Origin of the sequence: Paenibacillus qinlingensis, assembly GCF_013204845.1 — a bacterium.
GTDB lineage: Bacteria > Bacillota > Bacilli > Paenibacillales > NBRC-103111 > Paenibacillus_E > Paenibacillus_E qinlingensis.
Map to the genome: position 1 here is coordinate 580,615 of NZ_JABMKY010000003.1, position 23,077 is coordinate 603,691.

17 protein-coding genes are annotated in these 23,077 nt (G+C 44.8%); 13 read left to right on the forward strand and 4 right to left on the reverse strand.

All coding sequences use genetic code 11. The annotated features are described in order from the left end of the window. Window positions 1–183 precede the first annotated feature (183 nt). The 12 genes from nth to gyrA all read left to right on the forward strand — a co-directional run bounded on the left by nth (window position 184) and on the right by gyrA (window position 19,247). The gene (gene nth / locus HQN88_RS09440; RefSeq protein ID WP_173110344.1) at window positions 184–855 is read left to right on the forward strand and encodes an endonuclease III; all 672 of its coding nucleotides are present in this window, start codon (window positions 184–186) and stop codon (window positions 853–855) included. 25 nt (window positions 856–880) lie between these two features. Then, the gene (locus HQN88_RS09445) at window positions 881–1,156 is read left to right on the forward strand and encodes a hypothetical protein (protein WP_028554377.1); all 276 of its coding nucleotides are present in this window, start codon (window positions 881–883) and stop codon (window positions 1,154–1,156) included. Between the two features lie 87 nt (window positions 1,157–1,243). Beyond that, the gene (locus tag HQN88_RS09450) at window positions 1,244–4,957 is read left to right on the forward strand and encodes a dynamin family protein (RefSeq protein ID WP_173110346.1); all 3,714 of its coding nucleotides are present in this window, start codon (window positions 1,244–1,246) and stop codon (window positions 4,955–4,957) included. Between the two features lie 263 nt (window positions 4,958–5,220). Next, window positions 5,221–7,062, forward strand: a complete 1,842-nt coding sequence (locus HQN88_RS09455; protein WP_173110348.1) for an ABC transporter ATP-binding protein — start codon at window positions 5,221–5,223, stop codon at window positions 7,060–7,062. Continuing rightward, window positions 7,059–8,906, forward strand: a complete 1,848-nt coding sequence (locus tag HQN88_RS09460) for an ABC transporter ATP-binding protein (RefSeq protein WP_246320123.1) — start codon at window positions 7,059–7,061, stop codon at window positions 8,904–8,906. The genes HQN88_RS09455 and HQN88_RS09460 overlap by 4 nt, the downstream gene beginning before the upstream one ends. Window positions 8,907–9,053: 147 nt before the next feature. Next, window positions 9,054–10,274, forward strand: coding sequence for an ABC transporter substrate-binding protein (locus HQN88_RS09465; RefSeq protein WP_173110350.1), 1,221 nt, complete (start codon window positions 9,054–9,056; stop codon window positions 10,272–10,274). Between the two features lie 137 nt (window positions 10,275–10,411). Next, complete coding sequence (locus tag HQN88_RS09470; RefSeq protein ID WP_173110352.1) at window positions 10,412–11,431, forward strand: ABC transporter substrate-binding protein; 1,020 nt, start codon at window positions 10,412–10,414, stop codon at window positions 11,429–11,431. 550 nt (window positions 11,432–11,981) lie between these two features. Then, window positions 11,982–12,797 (forward strand): GDSL-type esterase/lipase family protein, encoded by an 816-nt coding sequence (locus tag HQN88_RS09475; protein WP_173110354.1) that lies wholly within the window; start codon window positions 11,982–11,984, stop codon window positions 12,795–12,797. A 12-nt stretch (window positions 12,798–12,809) separates the two neighbouring features. Further along, entirely contained in the window at window positions 12,810–13,772 is a 963-nt protein-coding gene (locus tag HQN88_RS09480; protein WP_173110356.1) for an ABC transporter ATP-binding protein, read from the forward strand. Window positions 13,773–13,787: 15 nt separating this feature from the next. Then, window positions 13,788–14,780 (forward strand): ABC transporter permease subunit, encoded by a 993-nt coding sequence (locus tag HQN88_RS09485; protein ID WP_173110358.1) that lies wholly within the window; start codon window positions 13,788–13,790, stop codon window positions 14,778–14,780. A gap of 27 nt (window positions 14,781–14,807) precedes the next feature. Beyond that, window positions 14,808–16,781 (forward strand): DNA topoisomerase IV subunit B, encoded by a 1,974-nt coding sequence (gene parE / locus HQN88_RS09490; protein WP_173110361.1) that lies wholly within the window; start codon window positions 14,808–14,810, stop codon window positions 16,779–16,781. A gap of 24 nt (window positions 16,782–16,805) precedes the next feature. Next, entirely contained in the window at window positions 16,806–19,247 is a 2,442-nt protein-coding gene (gene gyrA / locus HQN88_RS09495) for a DNA gyrase subunit A (RefSeq protein WP_173110500.1), read from the forward strand. Here the strand turns inward: gyrA and HQN88_RS09500 are convergent. Then, on the reverse strand, window positions 19,238–19,405 hold the full coding sequence (locus HQN88_RS09500) for a hypothetical protein (RefSeq protein ID WP_173109524.1): 168 nt from the start codon (window positions 19,403–19,405) through the stop codon (window positions 19,238–19,240). The genes gyrA and HQN88_RS09500 overlap by 10 nt on opposite strands. A gap of 331 nt (window positions 19,406–19,736) precedes the next feature. Between HQN88_RS09500 and HQN88_RS09505 the strand changes: the two genes are divergently transcribed. After that, entirely contained in the window at window positions 19,737–20,141 is a 405-nt protein-coding gene (locus HQN88_RS09505) for a MarR family winged helix-turn-helix transcriptional regulator (protein WP_056621812.1), read from the forward strand. Between the two features lie 22 nt (window positions 20,142–20,163). On the opposite strand, the gene HQN88_RS09510 is transcribed toward HQN88_RS09505, so the two are convergent. From HQN88_RS09510 to HQN88_RS09520, 3 genes are read right to left on the reverse strand one after another with little or no spacing between them, the layout of a single operon-like run. After that, window positions 20,164–20,874 carry an RluA family pseudouridine synthase gene (locus HQN88_RS09510; RefSeq protein ID WP_274319031.1) on the reverse strand — a complete coding sequence of 237 codons (711 nt, stop codon included), beginning with the start codon at window positions 20,872–20,874 and terminating at the stop codon, window positions 20,164–20,166. 3 nt (window positions 20,875–20,877) lie between these two features. Beyond that, window positions 20,878–21,744, reverse strand: a complete 867-nt coding sequence (locus HQN88_RS09515) for a class I SAM-dependent methyltransferase (protein WP_173110363.1) — start codon at window positions 21,742–21,744, stop codon at window positions 20,878–20,880. Between the two features lie 54 nt (window positions 21,745–21,798). Then, the gene (locus HQN88_RS09520) at window positions 21,799–22,920 is read right to left on the reverse strand and encodes a peptidylprolyl isomerase (RefSeq protein ID WP_173110365.1); all 1,122 of its coding nucleotides are present in this window, start codon (window positions 22,918–22,920) and stop codon (window positions 21,799–21,801) included. Between the last annotated feature and the right edge of the window lie 157 nt (window positions 22,921–23,077).

The following is a 23,077-nucleotide window of genomic DNA, read 5'->3' on the forward strand; positions in this document are numbered from 1 at the left end:
AAAGTTAGAGGACAACCGTCTGTATTGAGAAGCGTATCTTCTCTTTCAGACGGTTTTTTACTAATTTTCAAAAAAAAATGTTTATTTTTTAGAAAATGTTCGCATTTTGACGCTTTCAAGGATTGATTATGACCTAACAATTCGCTAAACTGAAGAATATTACGACCCTAAGGAAGATCAGCTATGACACAGAAGACAGTAAGACATATTCTGGATACGATCGGTGAGCTATATCCGGATGCGCATTGTGAGTTGAACCACAGTAATCCATTTGAATTAACGATTGCTGTATTGCTATCGGCTCAGTGTACGGATGAAACCGTGAATAAGGTTACTAAAGACTTGTTTGCGAAATACAAGCGCCCAGAAGACTACTTGGCCGTTCCGTTAGAGGAATTGGAACAAGATATTCGGAGGATTGGATTATTTCGTAACAAGGCTAGTCATATTCATAAGCTGTGTCAATTGCTACTGGACAAGTTCGGTGGTGAAATTCCTGAGAAGCATGAGCAGTTGGTTGAATTGCCAGGTGTTGGACGTAAGACAGCAAATGTCGTTGTATCGAACGCTTTCGGCGTGCCGGCGATTGCGGTTGACACGCATGTGGAACGAGTCTCTAAGCGATTAGGACTTGTAGGCATGGATGATTCCGTGCTGGAAGTTGAAAAGAAGCTAATGAAGAAAGTTCCTCGAGACGAATGGACGCAAACACATCATCGACTCATTTTCTTTGGTCGATATCACTGTAAGGCACAGAACCCCAATTGCACCTTCTGTCCTCTATTGGACAAATGTCGTGAGGGGAAGAAGCGTATGAAACCACAACCAACTAGGAAAACTATTACAAACAAATGAAATGCTGACAAAGGATGGGATTGAAATGAAATGCATCGCCGTATATACCAATAGCTTCGAATTGTTCTCCGATATTTATGAGCAAGTAATTAACACACCGCTAGCCGATAATGAGGAAAAAGTCATTGAAGGTGTAACTGTCAGTGAATCCGGTGAGGTTCCTCAGAATTACATAGACAAAATGAAAACAAAATCCGAGGTTGTTGTGATGAAAGTGAAGGATTCGGATATTACGATTCTTCAACATCGTGACGTTTTTGAAATTTTCCTACCGGAAAAAGAAAAAATCGCCCTCACGTAAGTCCAGAATCTCCCTTTGGGAGATTTTTTTTCTGTATAGCTGTGAAGTAGTAATAACGAACAACTCATAGAGGAGCGGAATGAACGAATGACGCAATTAGTAGCTGGAAGCATCACGGTCATGCCGGATGCGCTTAAGAAGATGGGGCAAGTGCTAAGGCATGCAGGTGATGGCGATAATGCCTCGAAAATGGGGCAATTGCTGGAGAAGCTCGATAGTGGACGGATGAATATTGCGTTCTGCGGGCATTTCTCTGCCGGGAAATCAACACTTATTAATCAGCTGTGCGGTCAAGCTTTGTTACCATCAAGTCCAATTCCAACGAGTGCTAATATTGTAAGTATTCGCAATGGGCAACCTGGTGCGCATGTAACACATCGCAGCCATGATGGGCAGGTCAACCCGCAAGGGAAAACGACAACTATTCCACTCAGCGAGTTAGAGGCCTATTGTGTGAACGGAACGGATATCGAAACTGTTGAGATTAGCTACCCTATTCCCTTTCTCGGTGAAGATACAGCCTTGCTAGACACTCCGGGTATTGATTCTACAGATGATGCGCATCATCAATCTACTGAATCGGCTTTACATTTAGCGGATGTGGTGTTCTATGTCATGGACTATAACCATGTGCAATCCGAAGTGAATTTAGCGTTCACAAAGAAAATGAAAGAGTGGGGGAAACCGCTCTATCTCATTGTTAATATGATTGATAAGCATAAGGAATGGGAACTTCCTTTCGAGCAGTACCAAAGCGGAACGAAGCAAGCGTTTTTAAATTGGGGCATTGAGCCTGATGATTTGTTGTTTGTGACGATGAAGGAGCCAGCTCATCCACATAATGAGTACGCTAAGTTGCAGTGGTTGCTAAGCCGTCTTATCGAGCGCGGTGATATCTTGAGAAGCTATAGTATTGATGCATCAGCACGTTATTTGGCAGCTGAACACAGCAAATGGTTGGCGGAGCAGCATGAACCGCAGAAGGCAGAATTGCTGGAATCGATTAACGAGGAAGGCGATGTTGAGGACGTTCAATTGTTGGCAGTGACAAAGCAAGACGAGCTGAATACATTGAATAGCCTGCCAGAAACGTTGACAACCCTACTACGCAAGGAAGTTGGCGCGATCATTGAAAATGCCAATATCACGCCAGCACTAACGCGTGATTACGCACATGCCTATCTGGATAGCCGTAAACCCGGATTTAAGGTTGGATTTTTCTCGAGCGCAGCAAAGACCTCTGCAGAGCAAGAGAAACGGCTGACAGCGTTTCAGGCCGATTTGGCAGAGCAAGTAGAAGCACAGCTGGATTGGCATTTGCGAGATGCCCTGAAAAAGGCAGCAAGCGAGCAAGGTCAACATGATGCTGCGTTAATTGCACAGATTGAAGCGTTGAAAGTCGAAGTTACTGGTGCACTGATCGGATCACAGGTGAATACAGGAGCGACGTTTGGCGGCGAGTATACGCTGAACTACATGAAGCAGCTAGCTGGCGAACTGAAGCTGCAGTACCGCAAACTAGCGTTTGCGGTGATCGACATCATCGCGGCATCGGTCCGCGATAACTCACGTGCAGCCGCCGCTGCGCTAGCGGCTGAGCTGCAGGCCCTAAGCGGCCGGCTGAGCGCCAGCCGCGAGCTCGCCCGCCTCGAGGAAGCCGAGGCGGCGGCTGAGACCCAGCTGCTGCGCATGGCCAGCTGGGAAAGACCATCTGCGCCGGCGCTGCCGGATGCGCAGCAGTACACGGCCATGGAGGAGCCGGCAGCAGCCCCGCTGAGCGGGGCTAACCTGCACGTGACCTCCATGGGGACGATCCTGCAAGCCGCCGCGACTGCTTCGGCGGCAGCAGGCACGGACGCGGCTGCCTCCACAGTGGCAGCCGAAACGTCCGCAGTGCCGTCATCCGTGTTCTCCTCGGGTGAACACGGCAAGCGCATGGAGCGCAAGGCCGCCGACTTACAGGCGGCTTCGAGTATCATCGACGGGCTGCCGTCGATGCGATCTCTTGCGCGCTCCATGCGCGAGAAAGCGGACCGTCTGCGCCAGCGGACGTTCACGATTGCGCTGTTTGGTGCGTTCAGCGCAGGTAAATCTTCGTTCGCCAATGCGTTGATTGGTGAACGGGTATTGCCAGTGTCGCCGAATCCGACGACGGCGGCGATCAACAAGATCATGCCGCCAACGGAAGGCTGGCCGCATGGCACGGCTAAAGTGAAGATGAAGAAAGCAGATGCGATCTTAGAGGATGTTCTATACTCGCTTCAAATTCTTGGTGTAGAAGCGTCGGATATGACTAGTGCTTTGAAGCGGATTAGCCAGCTTTCACCTGCTGACGTGACAGCCAAAGGAAAACCGCATTTCTCATTCCTGAAAGCCGTTGAGAAAGGTTGGGAAGCAGCCTCAGGGCAATTGGGGACCGAACTGCGAATCACCAAAGATGAGTTCTCAGGTTATGTTGCGGAAGAACATAAGTCCTGCTTTGTAGAGTTTATTGAATTATATTATTCCAATCCATTGACGGATCAAGGGATCATTTTTGTGGATACACCAGGAGCAGATTCAATTAATGCTCGACATACGGGTGTCGCTTTTAACTATATTAAAAATGCAGATGCCATTCTTTTCGTCACTTATTATAATCATGCTTTTTCCCAGGCAGACCGCGAGTTTCTCCTTCAGTTAGGCCGTGTTAAGGATAGTTTTGAAATGGATAAAATGTTTTTCATCGTCAACGCGTCGGATTTGGCGGCAAGTTCAGAGGAGCTTGCAGGCGTCGTGAAGCATGTGGAAACGAATTTAGTGCAGCATGGCATTCGTCATCCGCGCATTTATCCGATATCCAGTTATTTGGCTGCTGAAGGCAAAATCAATGGCAATGAAAACTTAATCGCACAATCGGGTATTCAACCATTTGAACAGCAATTTGTTCAGTTCACTTTGAATGAGCTGAGTGATGTAGCTATTCATTCGGCTAATTTGGAGCTGCATCGAGCAATTGGCACGATGCAGAAGTGGCTGGAGCGCGCACAATCGGGTGAGGAAGAACGTAGACTGCAGTTAATTATGCTGGACGAGTCGGAACAACAGGGCTTAGATCTACTTGATGATACGCGATATGATGCTGAGCTGAAGGAATTGAAAAAAGAAATTCAAGAGTTGATGTATTATGTCAAACAACGGACGATGTATCGGTTTGGGGAGCTCTATAATTTTGCTTTCAATCCATCTACGTTCCGTGATGAGGCCAAAGATCCCAAAGTTGCACTTCAATTCGCATGGAATGAACTGTTACGGATGATTGGGCATGATCTATCCCAAGAAGTACTGGCCACTACACTGCGTGTAGAGAATCGTATGAATCTTATCAGCACTAAGCGGATGAATCGCTGGGGTGAGGAATTAACCTTGCTCCTGGAAGGCTTTGAGAAAGCTGCGTATGAGTCTAATGCGTTTGTGACGCCGGAGGTGACAACGAAGCTTGAGGCATCGGAAGTGAGCTTAAAGCTGCTTCAGAGTTATTTCAAGAATGCGAAGCAATTTTTCGAGGGTGATGGTAAAAGCAAGTTGAAAGCCGAATTAGAGAATCGGATCAATGCGCCAGTTGTTGCGTTCATCGAAGGGCAAACAAGTGAGCTGGAAAAAGCTTACGGTATCCAATTGGAAAATTGGTTGCTTGCTCAGAAATCGATCATGGAGCAACAGGTCAAAGAGCACGCAGAAGGGCTTCGCGATGCACTCCAAATGAAGATTGATTTGGATGAACTCATATCTAAACAGCATCAGTTGAAGGCATTTGTTTAGCTATTAAACAAAAGGGTGACTAGGTTCTTCGGAACTTAGTTGCCCTTTTTTTTGGATTGCTCATGTAAGGGCTTTCAATGGCGGTTATCCCGATGATTTAAAAGAATAGGGGGGATTACTACATGATTTTGTGAATTTATGCCTAATTAAGCGTTTAAATCCGAGTATCCTCGAATTGCTCACATATAGTGATGGTGTTAAGATTCATAAAGTGTTCACACATTATAAGCGTTTCAAATCTATCCTTTTAAGGAGGGCCCAAAGTGGATGTATTCAGGCAACTGAAGCCATATTTTTGGCCAGAGAAAAAACTGTTTTTTGGAGCTATTGCATGTCTTGCAATCGCTACCGCGCTCGGCTTGGTGTACCCCAATTTACTTCGCTATTTGATTGACGAAGTCATCACCAAGAAGCAATTTGACCTGGTGCCGCGCTTGGCACTGATCGTTGTTCTAGTCGTTTCTACGAAAGGGATGTTTCAGTTCTTACATGGTTTATGCGGGGGTCGTTTAGGAAACCGTGTTGCATTCCACTTACGGAATGCGCTTTACAAAAAGCTGCAATATTTATCTTTTCAGTATTACGATCAAGCTAGAACGGGAGATCTAATGTCCAGGTTGACAGCTGATTTAGAAGCGATTCGCCAATTTATTGGTTTTGGCTTCGCGCAAATTCTGAATGTGTTGTTGATGCTCGTTTTCGGAATGGCCATGATGTTCTCCATCAGTTGGAAGTTAGCTTTACTTACGATGATCACGATGCCGTTTCTGGCATTTACGGCAGTACGCTTTGAAGGCAAAATTCACCCTGCTTTCCGGATGGTACGTCAGTCCCTTAGCACGATGACGACGGCTGTTCAGGAAAATATTACAGGTGTACGGACGGTTAAATCTTTTGCTCGCGAACCCCATGAGGTTGCCAAGTTTGCAGCACGCAATGAAGATTATAAGTCCATGAATATTGGATCGTCAGGGATTTGGGCCAAGTATTTTCCAATCATGGAAATTCTAGCGAACTTGAGTGTTGTTATTTTGCTCGGTGCTGGCGGATACATGGTTATTGACGGGACGATTTCACTAGGTGAATTGGTAGCCTGCTTTAGTCTCATTTGGTACATAATCGGTCCGATGTGGGGACTTGGTTTTCACATTAATAACTTTACACAAACGAAAGCATCTGGTGAAAAAATTCTAGAAGTTCTACATCACTACATGCATGTCAAAGATAGCGAAAACGCGGCAGCCCTAACAAAGGTTGATGGGCATGTGCGATTCGATCATGTAACTTTCGCGTATCCAGAGAAACAGCCGGCTCTGTATGATTTTACTTTGGATGCACCTCCAGGTTCCGTAATTGGGCTTCTAGGAAGCACAGGTTCTGGGAAGACTACCGTGATTTCACTGCTCATGAGAGCTTATAACGTCAAAGAAGGTAAGGTCATGCTGGATGGGAAGGATATTCGATCCTTGCAGCTTGAAAGCTACCGTAGCCAAATTTCAACAGTTTTCCAAGAAACGTTCTTATTTTCATCAACTATTCGTAACAATATCGCTTATGGCCGCAAAGATGTAACGATGGATGAGATTATCCGAGCAGCTAAATTAGCCAAAGCACATGACTTCATTTCGGAGCTGCCTGAAGGCTATGACACCTTAGTTGGTGAACGTGGACTTGGACTTTCTGGTGGACAAAAGCAGCGGATTGCGATCGCAAGAGCCTTGATCAAAGATCCGAAAATTCTCGTATTAGATGATGCCACGAGCGCGGTTGATATGGAAACTGAGCATGAGATTCAAGCTGGTTTTGGTGAAGTTATGGCAGGACGTACGACGTTTATCATCGCTCACCGGATTTCTTCATTGAAACACGCGGATGAAATTATTGTACTTGATAAAGGAAGAGTCATCCAAAGAGGTACGCATCAAGAACTCTTACAGCAAGACGGCTTATACCGTCAAACGTATGACATTCAATATGCAGACGGACCGCAAAATCAAACGGCACAGAACCAAGCAGCTGTTGGCCGTGAAGAAGGTTCTTCTCAGGAATCCATAGATGCCAAAGTAAATCCAATCGCTAAACCAGAAAGAAGGTTGGCAAATTGAGTACTACATCGAAGCAAGCTGATGCAGCTTCAACCAATCCAGATTCTCAAACAGGGCACCGCTTTGTTTATCAAGATGATGAACTAATCGAAAAGCCTTTTGACTGGGGCCAATTAAAACGTTTGTTTGGTTATATGAAGCCTTATCGTAAACAAATGTTGCCGATTATCATAACTATGATGCTTTTAGGCGCGATTACGAAATTGACAGTTCCACTTCTCATCAGTAAAGCGATTGATAATGCCATTATACCCAAAGATAAGAACCTGCTCTTTCTCATTGTTGGTATAATGCTAGGTGTTTATCTTATTCAATGGCTTGCGAATACATTCCGCATCAAATATACGAACATGATCGGGCAACGTGTCATTTACGACCTCCGCCATGACCTTTTCAGTCATATTCAGAAGCTCTCATTTCGATTCTTCGATACTAGACCAGCGGGGTCTGTGCTTGTTCGTGTAACGAACTATGTCAATTCATTGCAGGATTTATTTACGAATGGTGTCGTCAACTTATTGATCGACGTTGTTCAATTGATAGGTATTATTATTATTTTGTTATCGTTTAATTTTAAATTAGGTGCATCAATCATTGTAACGGTTCCCATTATGTTTATCATATCGACAAAGCTTCGGACCAAAATCCGTCGCTCTTGGCAAGATGTTACGATGAAACAATCCCGATTGAATGCCCATCTGAATGAGTGTATTCAAGGGATTAAAGTCACACAGGCCTACACACAGGAGAAAGAGAACATTCAGTTCTTCTCCAAAATGAATATGACCAATCGATTGTCCTGGAATCGTGCTTCCATGCTGAATCAATCTTTTGGACCACTCATTGAAATTACAGGTGCGATTGGTTATTTCATCTTATTCTGGTTAGGTGCGCATTTGATTCAAACGGAGGAAATCAGTGTTGGTTTACTAGTTGCGTTTGCGACTTACATCGGTTATTTCTGGGAGCCGATTACACGCCTGGGGCAAATGTACTCGCAGCTATTGATTGCGATGGCTTCGGCTGAGCGGATTTTCGAATTTATCGATGAGAAACCAACGGTTGCTGAAATCGAAGGTGCGAAGGATTTACCTACAGTTGAAGGAAATGTGAAGTTCAAAGATCTTGTATTCGAGTATGAGCCTGGACGTCCAGCATTGAATCGAATCAATTTGGATGTAACTGCCGGACAATCTATCGCTTTGGTAGGCCATACCGGATCAGGGAAAAGTACGATTATGAATTTACTTTGTCGCTTCTATGACCCGAATGAAGGACGCATTGAGATCGATGGTCACAACATTCGTGAAGTCACGATCCAAAGTCTGCGCTCTCAAATCGGTGTCGTGCTCCAAGATACATTTATTTTCTCCGGGTCGATACGTGATAACATTCGCTTTGGTCGGTTAAATGCGACAGATGATGAGATCGAGCAGGTCGCGAAGGCCGTCCATGCGCACGATTTTATTGTACAGCTGCCAAATGGGTACGATACGGAAGTGCAAGAACGCGGTAACATCCTGTCGATGGGTCAGCGTCAATTGATTTCCTTTGCACGAGCGTTACTCGCTAATCCACGTGTACTTATTCTGGATGAAGCGACAGCTAGCATTGATACAGATACGGAGCTCAAAATCCAAGAAGCACTGAAGACACTCCTAGCAGGTCGTACGTCCTTTATTGTGGCCCATCGTCTATCAACGATTCGTAATGCGGACAAAATCGTCGTGCTTGATCACGGCCGCATGATGGAAATTGGCAATCACGATGAGCTCATGTTGGAACAGAAGATCTACTACGGTTTGATCCAAGCTCAGTATAAATTTTTGCAGGATGCTGTGTAGGTATGAAGAAGAGAAGCTGCTTAGCCACTTGAATGTGGTTGGCAGCTTTTTTGTGCGATGCAAAGGAAAATCAATATGGACATTGAGAATGGTTATCATTTAAAATAAGTAGAATGACTTAATCAGCATGGTGGTGCAAACGAGGGAATGGAAGACTTAGAGATTTGGCAATCTGTAGAGGCATTAGGACGAATGCGTGCTCAAGCGGCATTTCAAGAGCTGTTATGCCGTATTCTGGAAGATGGACAAGCACCTAACACAGAAGGGGATTCTAACCTATCGGTGAAGCGCACCATGGACTATTTAGAGCAATTTTCTCATCTTCCAATGACAATTGAGGAGTTAGCCGAGATGGCTGGCATGAGCCGTTATTATTATATGCGCAGCTTCAAGCAATTGAATGGAGTAAGTGTTATGGATTATTTGTCAGAGCTTAGAATTAATCAGGCCAAAGTGCTAATGGAAAATCCTAGAATGAAGCTGCGTGATATAGCGAAGCAAGTTGGGTATCAGGACGAATATTACTTTATTCGAAAATTTAAACAGCAAGTAGGTATTCCACCTGCCACTTATATGAAAAATAAACAACGCAAAGTAGCCGCGTACAGTTTTCCGAACATTGGTCAACTTTTAGCATTGAAAATTGTCCCTTTTGCAGCACCCATGGATCATTACTGGACGGATATGTATCGCAGGAAATATCAATATGACATTGTTACGCCATTGAGTCATGATTATGACTTTAATCGGCAAGCGCTCCAAGCATCAAAGCCAGATTACATCTTAGGTATCGATCATTTCATCCCTGCGGAGGAACAGGAGAAATTGCAGGAAGTTGCGCCGGCTTTTTTCGTACCATGGCTTTCGAATGATTGGCGAACACATTTGCGATTAATCGCACAATTTCTAGGTATTGAAGATGTAGCAGAGATTTGGCTCGAAGACTATGCTCGTAAGGTGGCTAAGGTTAGAGAGCATGTGAATGATGTGTTCAAAGATGACACTGTTCTCATTGTTCAAATTTCGGAGGAGCACATCTATGTATATGGTGAGAGATCGATTGCTAGTGTGTTGTATCAAGATTTAGGTATCAAAATACCCAAAGGGATTGGGGCATCAACTTCGCATACGCTTGTTACACTGGAGGAATTGGCAGATTGTGATGCTGAACGACTGATGGTCATGTTCACGAACGGGAACAGCACACAGGAAAATTGGGAACGACTGAAGAAGAATAACGCTTGGAATGAGCTCAAAGCGGTTCGAAATCAAGCAGTCACATGTATCTCTCCTTGGCTATGGTTTGAATACTCTGCCTACACGCAAGAACGTTTCCTGAAAGAAGTTGCAACGATCATGAAGGCATAATTGTACATGAAAATAAAGCACGATTGTCTATTTCAAGTTAGGTTATTTATCGGTTATACTCCATTTGATGATAATGAGAATCATTATTACAAATAAGAGGCGGACACAAGGGGGCGCATTCCTATGAGGCATTACCGATGTTTACAAAGAAATTCATCTTCACTGTAGTAGGATCATTACTGTTGCTTTCATCTATTTTAACAGCTTGTGGGGCTAAAAAAGAAGAAACTACTGCGAATACTTCGGCAGCGGTTGCTGTTGCTAGTACCGCGACACCGAGTACTTCAGTGCCATCAACACGTGTATACAAAGATAAATTTGGACATGAAGTGATGATCCCTACAAATCCGAAACGAATAGTTGTGGATCAATTCATGGGGCATTTACTAGCACTTGGAGTAAAACCTGTAGGTGCTGCATCCTATCAGTTTGACGCTGCATTCTTGAAAGAGCTTGCTGCTGCAGTTGAAAACGTAGGAAGCCCAATTTCCAAGGAAAAAGTTCTGACGCTAAATCCGGATTTGATTATTTTGCAAGATGGCGGAGCAGCTGCCAAAATTTATGATGAAATAGCAAAAATAGCACCAACGATTATTTTATCTTATGGTGGAGCAGATTCGAAGGATGTGCTTGGACAGTTGCGCGACATTGGGGATATTGTAGGGAAAAAGGAAGAAGCCGAGCAATGGATTAGCAAATATAATGCGAAAGTAACACAATACCGTGAACAAATTTCCAAAGTGATCGGTCCCGATAAAACATTCTCAATTATGGAGCTATGGGCGAAACAAACGGTTGTATATGGCAAAAACTTCGGTAGAGGAGGCTACAATTTGTATGAAGCGCTTAAGCTATCACCGCCGAAATCAATTAAAACGGAGATGCTCGACAAAAATGAAAGTTTTCTTGAAATCTCTTTAGAAACGCTCCCGAATTATGCTGGAGATTATATTTTCTTGACTGCTAACGCAGGGGAGAATAGCTCGGCTCGTCTGAAAGAATTGACGGATAACCCGGTCTGGAAGAGCTTGACTGCTGTTAAAAATAATCATGTTTATCAATTGAATACGAGTGAAATCTTCCCTGGTGACCCTGTTTCCATTGATAAACAGCTCGATATTCAATCCAAATTATTGTTAAACCTCGATAGTAAATAAATGTATAGGAAGCGGCCAGCCTTTTGTAGGGTTAGGCTGCTTTTTTGCCATATCTACGGTCATTAATGCCTGTGGGTTAATGTTCTGTATTTGAGTGCTACCCTTTGCTAGGATAATCGTGCTCTGGGACACATTAGCTGGAAAACATACATCTAATTTTAATCGAATCATCGTTTGAATTTGAATTGCTGTATAATCTACAGTTATTTTCAAGGTTTTACGCCATTTTGGTGAAAAAATAGTCAAATAGCTGCATTATTTCCATCTAAATTCCAAATGGAGGTGGAATAGTCGGGAATAGAAGGAGTTTTCCAGTTTTTTGGTAACACACCCTCCATCACCAGATATCTCAATCAACCAGTCACCCGAAAAGGTGGGATGTAACGTGCTTTTAACCGATGAAATCGACTTGTCCATAAGAATCAGAATAGTGAGCATGCTGCACTAACATCCCGTGAAACCGCCTAATCTGTACAATGTTTGCAAAATTTGACGAGAAGCTATAATCTTAAATTGGAAATATGCCAATTATTCGCAGGAGGGGACAGCATTGAAATCATCTCGCTTCATCTGGGGTGCCATTGGTTTAACCGCTTCAATTTCTACAATTGTTTTCGCTGTTGGCTTTGCGTACGCGGCGAATCAAATATGGTTTCCTAAAGCGTCTGGAGATTTGCAACTAGCTACTCCGGCACCTACGAAACCATCCGTTATTGAAAGCAGCTCCAAGCTGCAAATTGTTGCACTCGGGGATTCACTCACAGCTGGAACTGGCGACAATACGGGCAAAGGCTATGTCGGACGTGTCCGTGAAAAGCTGGAAAAAGCAAGTGGCAAACCCGTCTTTGTACTTAATAATCTTGCTATTCCTGGGTACAAAAGTGATCAGCTTCTTGCTGATTTAGCATTGAAGAAAACACAAGATGCGTTAGCGGAAGCGGATATCATTTTGCTAACGATCGGTGGGAATGATATTTTTGCTGGTGGGGACGGGCTGTTTAAAGGAGATAATCAGACTGAATTTAATCCTGAAGCAGCAGAGAAACGTGTAGACCCAGCATTAGCTAAAATGGAGAAAATCATTGCGTCTATAAATCAAGCGAATCCTAAAGCAACGCTCTTATATATCGGTTTGTATCACCCATTTCTAGATCTTGATCCATCGAGACAGGGATCCTTAACCGTGCAACGCTGGAATAACGGCGTGTTTAAACTAACGAATCAATATCCACAGATGCTCATTGTTCCTACTTACGACCTATTTGAGCAAAATTTGATCAAATATTTATCTTCTGCCGATCATTTTCATCCGAATGGGGATGGCTATGAGCGAATCGCGGATCGGATCGTCCAAATTTTAAAATAGGGAGGACATGCTATGGCTATAGCAGCAACGCCTAAAATCGTTTTATCTGTCAATAATCTTAAGAAAAGCATCAAAAACAAAGAGATTATCAAAGGCATTTCCTTTGACGTATATGCTGGTGAAATATTTGGATTCCTTGGGCCAAATGGATCAGGCAAAACAACGACAATTCGTATGCTCGTGGATCTGATTCGTCCTACGGAAGGGACCATTCAAATCTGTGGATTTGATGTTCATAAGGAACATGACGAAGCGATGAGAAAAGTGGGCTGTATCGTTGAAAATCCAGAACTTTATTCCTATCTGACAGGTTGGGAAAATCTCGAGCATTTTGCCCGGATGCTTCCTGATGTCGATGATAATCGGATTAGAGAAGTCGTGGAGATAGTCTCGATGGATCAGAGGATTCATGATAAAGTGCGTACCTATTCGCTCGGAATGCGTCAACGGTTAGGGATTGCACAAGCTTTATTAGGGCGACCTAGTTTATTGATTTTGGACGAGCCTACAAATGGACTTGACCCACAAGGTATCAAAGAAATGAGGGAGTTTATCCAACGATTAGCTGCGGATGGACTTAGTTTATTCGTTTCCAGCCACTTGCTCAGCGAACTTCAGCAAATGTGTCACCGCGTAGCGATTATTAGTCATGGCGAAGTGATTCAAGTTGGTGCGGTAGATGAACTTATTGCGCAAGGTGGTAGGGTGGTATGGACGGTTTCACCTGGGGAACAAGCGCAGCGCGTATTGCAATCTTCTGAGTTCGTGATTTCAGCCATAGCGGTAGAAACGGATAATCTATCTAACTTACCAACATCGGTTATGCAGATTTCAACTCAAATGAATCAAGAAGACATTCCTAAGCTAAGTCAACTTCTAATCGAACAAGGAATTAGCTTGTATGCCGTAGAAATCAAAAATCCAACACTTGAAGATTTGTTCTTGCGTCTAACCGAAGGGGAACGAATCGAGTAGGAGAAGGTGAATGAATTGACAGGACTCTATGCTTTAGTTAAAAATGAAATGATCAAAATGATTAAGAAAAAGCGATTTTATGTCATTCTACTTATTCTTCTTGCTTTAATTCCCATGTTCACTTATGCTCAAATGCGAGTTGCTCAACATACACAGAAGCAATTTGGTACATCGGATTGGAAGGCGGATCAGCGGCAGAAAGTAACCGACTGGGAAAAACGTCTTAGTTCCGCACGAACGCCGGATGAGTGGAAGCAGCAACTTCGCGTTCAAATTCAAATTGCAAACTATTATCTTGATCAAGACGTGAATCCAAGTTCGCCGAATGCGGTTACATTTACACGTGAATTTGTGAAAAATGCCGTAGGATTATTTATTCCGTTGATTATTATGGTCATTTCAGCAGATATCGTATCATCTGAGCATTCTACGGGGACTATTAAATTATTGTTGACAAGACCGGTCAGGCGTTGGAAAATCCTATTGAGTAAATTAATTACCGTAATCTTCTTCACCTCTCTGACTGTTTTGTCGACGGGATTGATTTGTTACTTGATTTCTGGCGTTGTTTTTGGCTATAACGGATGGAACCTGCCGATCTTTACAGGCATACAGTTGTCAGGGGCAGATGTCGATTTTAGTCGTGTTCGCGCCGTGGATCAATGGTTCTTTCTCTTGATGGAATTCGGCTTAGTATGGTTTACAGCAATCGTCGTAGCGATCATGTCGCTGATGCTTTCTGTACTAATTCGATCAACCGCAGCAGGTATGGGGGTCATGCTTGCCGTATTAATATCAGGAACCATTTTATCGAACATGGTTTCCTCGTGGGAAACGGCTAAATATTTGTTTATGGTCAATTTGGACCTGACGAAGTATTTAACCGGAGGGATCCCACCTATTCAAGGTATGGATTTAGGTTTCTCGCTTAGTGTTCTAAGTGTATGGACTGTAGTAGCGCTTATCGTCTCGTTTACGGTATTTTCGCGCAAAGATATTTTAAATTAGAGATTAAAGAGATAAAGGAGGGCTCCAATGGCTGAGCAGCTAGAATTTGCGAAAGGGAAAGCCCCGACACCCACGACAGATTACGAAGCAGACGATATTCAAGTCCTCGAAGGGCTTGTTGCCGTTCGTAAAAGACCAGGGATGTATATTGGCAGTACCAGTTCTTCAGGTCTTCATCATCTGATCTGGGAAATCGTAGATAATGCAGTCGATGAGCATCTGGCAAAGCATTGTTCCAAAATTAATGTCACGATACATAAAGATCAATCGGTTACTGTCCAAGATAATGGCCGCGGTATTCCTACAGGCATGCATAAGACAGGTGTTCCTACGCCACAAGTCGTATTTACCATCCTCCATGCAGGGGGTAAATTCGGGGGATCAGGCTATAAAAAATCTGGAGGCTTGCATGGCGTTGGTGCATCGGTAACAAATGCGCTATCCGAATGGTTGGAAGTAGAAATTAACCGTGACAGCAAAGTGCACAAGATGCGCTTTGAATATTGGGTTGATGATAAAGGGATCGAACATGTTGGTGAACCGGTTACAGGACTTGAGGTTATCGGCAACACGAATCGTACAGGGACGAAAGTAACTTTCAAACCAGATAAACGCGTCTTCCAAGGCGGAACGACGATCAATTACGACACATTAGCTGAGCGTTTGCAGGAAATTGCATTCCTGAATTCGGGACTTCAAGTAAACCTGAAAGACGAACGTACAGATAAAGTGGATTCGTTTCAGTATGAAGGCGGTGCAAGCCAGTTTGTAGCCTTTCTGAACGAAGAGAAGACCGTGCTGCATCCTGTCATTCATTTTGCCTCGGAGAAGGACGAAATTGAAGTTGAAGTCGCTTTGCAATACAATGATGGCTATACAGAGACGATTGCTTCATTCGTAAACTCGATTCCAACTCGCGGCGGCGGAACCCATGAGACGGGGTTTAAGACAGCTTACACGCGTGTGATGAATGAATATGCCCGTAAAGGGGGCATTCTCAAGGAAAAGGATAAAAACCTCGATGGGACGGATCTCAGAGAAGGTATGATGGTCGTCATCAATATCAAAATGGGCGATGTCGAATTCGTAGGTCAAACCAAGGATCAACTAGGAAGTGCTATTGCACGTAGTGCCGTGGACGCCGTAGTGTCCGATAAAATGACCGTTTTTCTTGAAGAAAATCCTCAAATCGCACAAATGATGCTGAAGAAGGCTGTACAAGCATCAAGAGCAAGAGAAGCCGCGCGTAAAGCACGCGAAGAGATACGAAGCGGGAAAAAAGGGAAGAGCGAGAGCTCGAACTTGAATGGGAAGCTTACACCTGCACAATCAAAGGATTTGCAACGGAATGAGCTATTTATCGTGGAAGGTGACTCCGCGGGTGGATCGGCGAAACAAGGGCGTGATTCGAAGCATCAAGCGATTTTGCCGCTAAAAGGCAAGCCGATGAATCCGGAGAAAGCCAAGCTGTTGGATATTATGAAAAATGAAGAATATAAAGCCATTATTGCTGCGATCGGTGCAGGCGTCGGCTCTGAATTTGAATCAGAAGAGACGAATTACGGCAAGATTATTATTATGACGGATGCCGATACGGACGGAGCGCACATACAAGTCCTTCTGTTGACCTTTTTCTATCGCTATATGAAGCCATTGATTGATGCGGGGAAAGTCTATATCGCTCAACCTCCACTTTATAAAGTAACGAGAAAAGGGAAGGGCGGAGGTCACAAATACGCATGGACTGATGATCAATTAAACGTTGTAGTCAAAGAACTCGGCAAAAATACCGAGCTACAGCGCTATAAAGGATTAGGCGAGATGAATCCCGATCAGCTATGGGAAACAACGATGAATCCTGAAAGCCGGACGTTGCTTCAAGTACAGATTGAAGATGCTGCCAAAGCAGAAAGACGTGTGACCACGTTGATGGGCGATAAAGTAGATCCACGTAAGCGCTGGATTATCGAGAATGTTGATTTTACGGAATATGTTGAGTAGACCAAAAAGAGTGGTGACGTGAAATTGGGTATTTTAGAAGAGTTTTTACCAGCCTATCTGGAGGAGATCGTGGGTGATCGCTTCGGTAGGTATTCCAAATATATTATTCAGGATCGCGCGATTCCCGACGTTCGAGACGGCTTGAAGCCCGTTCAACGTCGTGTTCTGTACGCCATGTACGACTCAGGCAACACGCCTGATAAGCCTTACCGGAAATCAGCCAAAACCGTCGGGGATGTTATGGGTAACTATCATCCGCACGGAGACGCATCCATTTATGATGGTATGGTTCGTATGGCGCAGCCATGGAAAATGGGGCATACACTCGTAGATGGCCACGGTAACTGGGGTTCATTAGACGATGATCCACCTGCGGCTATGCGTTACACCGAAGCGCGTTTATCAGAAATTGCGATGGAATTACTCCGTGATATCGAGAAACGTACGGTTATGTTTAAAGATAACTTTGATAATTCCACGAAAGAACCTACTGTCTTGCCTGCCAGATATCCGAATCTGCTTGTAAATGGGGTTAGTGGTATCTCTGCCGGATTTGCGACGGAAATTCCGCCTCATAATTTGCGTGAAATTATTGACGCTTGTACAGCTATGATCGATAAGCCTGACGTTACACTAGATGAATTAATGGCGATTGTAAAAGGACCGGATTTCCCTACTTCAGGCATCATTATGGGAGAAGAAGGTATCCGAGATGCGTATCGGACAGGTAAAGGTCGTATTTATATCCGCTCCAAAACCGCGATTGAAGAAATGCGCGGAGGCAGACAACAGATAGTTATTACGGAAATTCCGTATCAAGTGGTGAAATCTCGTTTAGTAACCGCGATGGAGAACATCCGTCTGGAGAAGAAAATCGAGGGAATCGCGGAAGTTCGGGATGAAAGTGGAAGAAATGGACTTCGTATCGTAGTGGAACTCAAGAAGGAAGCGGATGCACAAGGGATTTTGGCCTATTTGCTGAAAAAGACCGACCTGCAAGTCACGTATAACTTCAACATGGTTGCCATTGTGAACAAAGCACCTCGACAACTCGGCATTCGTGAGATTCTGGAAGCGTATATTGAGCACCAGAAGGAAGTAGTGACATTCCGTTCACAGTATGAGCTGGAGAAGGCAGAAGATCGCGCACACGTCCTTGAAGGGCTTGTAAAGGCCTTAAATATCTTGGATGAGGTTATTGCGACGATTAAAGCTTCCAAAAACCGTCAGGACGCACAAAATAATCTCGTAGCGAAGTTTCAATTCTCGGAGCGCCAAGCTGATGCGATCCTCGTCCTGCAATTATACCGTTTAACGAATTTGGAAATCACAACGCTGGAGAAGGAATTGAAGGATGTTGAGAAAACCATTGCGTACTTGCGCGGGATTCTTGGCAGCTTGAAGAAACTACTAGGCGTTATTAAAGATGAGATGGGCGAGATTCGCAAGAAATATGGGATCGATCGCCGCTCTGAAATTCAAGGAGAAGTCGATGAACTGAAAGTTAATCTTGAAGTTCTTGTAACGGCGGAAGATGTGCTTGTCACCTTGTCCAATGAAGGCTACTTGAAGCGTACAAGCAAGCTTTCCTTTACTCGTTCGGGTGGAGAACTTGAGAATACGGGCTTGAAGGATGGCGATTACCTTCGTTTCTTGCTGGATGTCAATACGATCGAGAGCTTGCTGATCTTCACGAAGAAGGGGCAATACTACTTATTGCCTGTCCATCAAATTCCTGAGTATAAGTGGAAAGAGAATGGAACCGCGATCGTGAATGTCATTCCAATTGCGAAGGAAGATCGCATTGTAAATGTTATTCCTGTAAAAAGTTTCGAGGATCCGACGAAGTCACTCGTGTTCGTTACACGGAAAGGTCAAGTGAAGCGGACAGAGCTGAAAGAATACATGACGAATCGATCTAACGCGATCGTTGCGTGTAAGCTTGGCGAGCAAGATGAAGTGCTGCATGTTCATCTGAGTGACAATACGAAGGAAATTCTTCTCGTCACGAAGCAAGGCATGAGTATTCGTTTCCGTGAGGAAGAAGTAAACCCGATGGGCCGTGCGGCCGCAGGTGTACGCGGCATCCAGCTCAAGGAAGACGATGAAGTCGTGTCAGCTGAGTGGATTTATGGGGATGAAGGGGAAGTACTGGTGATCTCGGACCTCGGGTATGCGAAGCGATCTCTCGTTGTAGACTATCCAATTCAAGGTCGCGGCGGGAAGGGGATTATTACCTTCGAATTCAAGGAAGGTAAACGTGTCAGACCGAACGGCTCAGCTTTAATCCGGACATTCATTGTGAAAATGGATTACTTGATTACAGCAGTGATGAGTAATGGCGAAAAGCTGCGATTCTCAACAGAAACCGCGCCATTAGAAGATCGTAAAGCCCAAGGTAAATCACTTATTCCTGTGACGAAAACAGAATCGATTGTTGAGATCTTGCGCTTTCCTCAATCGTAACTAACCGTTGGAGGATCCAACTTTTCAATTAATGCAAAAGCTAACTCTAATAAGACCCACAGGGGCATCGGTTCATCTAATCGATCCAGCCACTGTGGGTCTTTTAGCATACCCGCTTCCAGCGCTTTTTGGCCCAGCTCCACTTTCCAAGCTTCCAATCCAATCACTCCTTGAAAGTAAGTTAACAGCCTTGCACGTCAAGTTTCTCCGAAAGTAAAACGGCTCGATGTTGATTACAAGGGTGCATGACACCTTCGATCAGTATATGTAAGTACTGGGCAACTTGTTAAAAGAAGTCGATTCGCTTGTCTTTCCGCACAAGACTAGACAAACTGTGTGAAGGCTCGACATGAGGTATCAGCAAACCACAGCAAGTCTATGAATCTCGCAATTTTTGTAAGAAAATATTAATGGCATTAATCTTTAAAGTAGAGAAAAGGCGTGCTATACTTGCTGTAAATAGGTGAAAATGGAAGCGAGTTGATGAGGATGTATTCCGATGAATTCGGAAAGCTATGGCTAAAATTATCGAAGGAATTGAAAAATCAGATGGAGGTAGGCTTAGCCCCTACGATTACGGAAGGACAACTGAATGTGCTTGAATTGCTCCTAGTCCATGAACGTATGAAGCCTTCGGATTTAATCGAGTATTTATCCACAACACCTGCTGCCGTTACAACCTTATTAGATCGGATGGAAAAAGCGGAGTTGATTACTCGTGTGCGGGATGAGAAGGATCGCCGAATTGTTTGGATCCATGTCACGGATAAAGGAAAAGCGGAATGCGAGAGAGGCCGTGGAATCCGTGAAGAACTGTTGGATTCGTACCTGAATCGCGTTTCCGCTCATAATCAGAAATTGCTTATATATTTATTGGGCAAGGTTGCAAATTAAAAAAGGGCAGTGCTTCATTCCCTCATAATTCGGGAATCGTGAACTCGTTCCAAGGCCGCTGCACAGGTGGCAGCGACCGGAAGTGCATGTTCTCTTTGAGCACAGGATGCTCAAAGGCAAGTGCCGTCGCCCACAGCGCGAGCTGTTGGCCAGGTTTGTTGACAGCGCTGCCGTAGCGCTGGTCCCCGTACAGCGTGCAGCCGATGGCAGCCAGCTGCACGCGGATCTGATGCGGCCGCCCGGTGTGCAGCTTGATCTGGATCAAGCTGAGCCCGTCTTGGCTGCCGAGCAGCTTGTAGTCCAGCACCGCCTCCTTGGCGTCGGGCTGGCCTGCCTTGACCACGCTGACGGTATTCGTCCGCGTATCCTTCCACAGCCAGTGGCGCAGCGTAGCGGCCGGCTGGGAGGGTTTACCGTGCACGACAGCGACGTACGTCTTGTCGAGCTGCCTTGTTCGAACCGCGTCCGAAAGTCGGGACGCGGCTTTTGACGTTTTGGCGAAGACCATCACGCCGCCAACGGGACGATCCAAGCGATGAACAAGCCCGAGGTAAACATTGCCGGGCTTGTTATACCGCTCCTTGAGGTCTGCCTTCAAGGCGTTCAGCAAGTCAAGATCACGCGACTCGTCTTCCTGCGTAGGCATGTTGACGGGCTTCTCAACCACGAGAATGTGGTTGTCTTCGAAGAGAATCGGGATCTGCGATGCACCGTAATCATCCTTAAATGCCACCGCTTACGCCTCCCAGCGTCCCAGAATACCGCAAGGGAGCATGAGGCCGGAGTGCGTAATCGGAAGTCCGATTTCACCGCTGGAGATCGTTCCGCCATGCTTGTCTTTCATCGCCATTGTCAAAATGTTCTGAAGCACAGTAGCCGATATGCCTGTCGTATAGGAATTGATTAACAGGAACAACGGATTATCTGTCAGAATGGATTGGCAAGTCTGGATGAAGGGGAAGAGGTCATCTTCCAATTTCCACGTTTCACCGTTAGGCCCACGTCCATAGGAAGGTGGATCCATAATGATGGCATCGTACTTGCTGCCGCGGCGCTGTTCTCTCTGTACGAATTTGAACACATCATCCGTAATGAATCGAACAGGTCTGGAGCCCATGCCGCTTAGGTGCAAATTCTCTTTCGCCCAAGAAACGACCCCTTTAGAAGCATCCACATGGCATACTTCCGCACCAGCATGCGCACATGCCAGTGTTGCGCCGCCCGTATAAGCAAAGAGGTTGAGCACTTTGATCGGACGTCCAGCACCCTTGATCTTGTCCATCATCCATTTCCAATTGACCGCTTGCTCAGGGAAAAGACCCGTATGCTTAAAGCTAGTTGGCTTAATATAGAAGGTAAGCTTCTGATCATACGTAATCGTCCAGCGCTCAGGAAGTTCTGCGTTCTGCTGCCATTGGCCGCCGCCGCTGGAGCTTCGGTGATAATGCGCATCAGCTTGGCGCCAAGCTGGCGTTTCTTTCTGTAGTGGCCAAATAATCTGAGGGTCGGGTCTGCGAAGTACAATCGTACCCCAGCGCTCTAACTTTTCGCCGCCGCCCGTATCGAGAAGCTCATAATCGACCCAATCTTTTGCATAAAACATGTTGTAATCCATCCTTCAACTTGATTTCTTGACTAAACATTCATTGTACACCATTTATTGACCTAAATCGATCTTTTCAATCAGCGTAGGCAGTTCTTTTTCCACGAATTGTTGATATTGTGCTTGTTCAACCGAAGGACGAAGTGATTCTTTCACTGCAGCAAATGGTTTAACAGAGCGAGAGTCGACTTTGATTACATGATAGCCAAACTCGGTTTCAACGGGTTCACCAATCGTTCCAACTGCTTGTGAAATCGCTGCGTTCTTGAATCCTTCAACCCATTGACTCACATCGGCATCCGCATACAGACCACCATTATCTTTCGAACCTGGATCTTCGGAGTATTGCTTAGCAAGCGCAGCGAAATCCCCGCCATTTTTGAGTTTCTGTTGAATATCCTTGGCAAGTGTTAGCGCCTCTTCTTTGGTGCGAAGAGCTTTACCGGCTTGGTCAGTAATTTCGATCAAAATATGACGCACAGAAGCGATCGTAAACGCATCTTTATTAGCAGTAAGTGCTGCGTCGTACTGAGATTTCAATTGAGCGTCCGTAACACTGGACTTCAAGTAATTAGTCGCTGTCATACTGCCAACAAGAAAGTATTGTAGTTCAGTTTCAGTTACTTTTGCGTTTTTCAAATCGGTTTGAAACTTGTCTGCGCCCATTTGCTGCTTCCAGGCAGCAACCTGTCCAGCAGCACTCTTTTTGGCAGCTTCTTGATCAGCAACAGACGCACGACCGTAGAGAATCCGATTCGTCACTAATTCTTTAAGAATACTTGTCTGATAGTCGACATTGTCCTTGGAGCTTGCATATGCACTATCTAACAGTGATTTAAGGTTAAAGACCACATCGAATTCAGCTTTCGTCACCGTTCCACCTGTGTAAGTTGCAACGACTTGATTCGGATTGTTTCCGACCCAAATTGTACTTGTCGCGTCGTCCCATGTGACTTTCTTACCAAGTGAGTCGCTCATAAAGCGCAGGGGTACATAAGTATCCCCTTCATAAATGAAACCTTTGCCAGCCGTTGGCGTTTTTTCGACACCATCAAACATATAAGTCAGGTTACGGAAAGCGACTTCGATTTGTGTTCCAGCCGCAAAAGCTACGGTTCCACTTAAAACAGAACCAATGGTTAAACCTACGATAAGTCCTTTTACTTTATCTTTCATAATGAGTGATCCACCTTTCATTTCTTGTCCTATCAATAATTCACCGAAGGTTGAGACATTTCCTTTTTTTTATTCGTACCCAATTGAAGGAATTCCTTACCTGTTTGTTGTATTTGTAGAGGTAGAGACGATTTATACCAACCATCTTATCGCAAAG

Coding starts and splice junctions, on each gene's coding strand:
- nth (WP_173110344.1), top strand. CDS start 184: ATGACACAGAAGACAGTAAGACATATTCTGGATACGATCGGTGAGCTA.
- HQN88_RS09445 (WP_028554377.1), top strand. CDS start 881: ATGAAATGCATCGCCGTATATACCAATAGCTTCGAATTGTTCTCCGAT.
- HQN88_RS09450 (WP_173110346.1), top strand. CDS start 1,244: ATGACGCAATTAGTAGCTGGAAGCATCACGGTCATGCCGGATGCGCTT.
- HQN88_RS09465 (WP_173110350.1), top strand. CDS start 9,054: ATGGAAGACTTAGAGATTTGGCAATCTGTAGAGGCATTAGGACGAATG.
- HQN88_RS09470 (WP_173110352.1), top strand. CDS start 10,412: ATGTTTACAAAGAAATTCATCTTCACTGTAGTAGGATCATTACTGTTG.
- HQN88_RS09480 (WP_173110356.1), top strand. CDS start 12,810: ATGGCTATAGCAGCAACGCCTAAAATCGTTTTATCTGTCAATAATCTT.
- parE (WP_173110361.1), top strand. CDS start 14,808: ATGGCTGAGCAGCTAGAATTTGCGAAAGGGAAAGCCCCGACACCCACG.
- HQN88_RS09505 (WP_056621812.1), top strand. CDS start 19,737: ATGTATTCCGATGAATTCGGAAAGCTATGGCTAAAATTATCGAAGGAA.
- HQN88_RS09515 (WP_173110363.1), bottom strand. CDS start 21,744: ATGTTTTATGCAAAAGATTGGGTCGATTATGAGCTTCTCGATACGGGC.
- HQN88_RS09520 (WP_173110365.1), bottom strand. CDS start 22,920: ATGAAAGATAAAGTAAAAGGACTTATCGTAGGTTTAACCATTGGTTCT.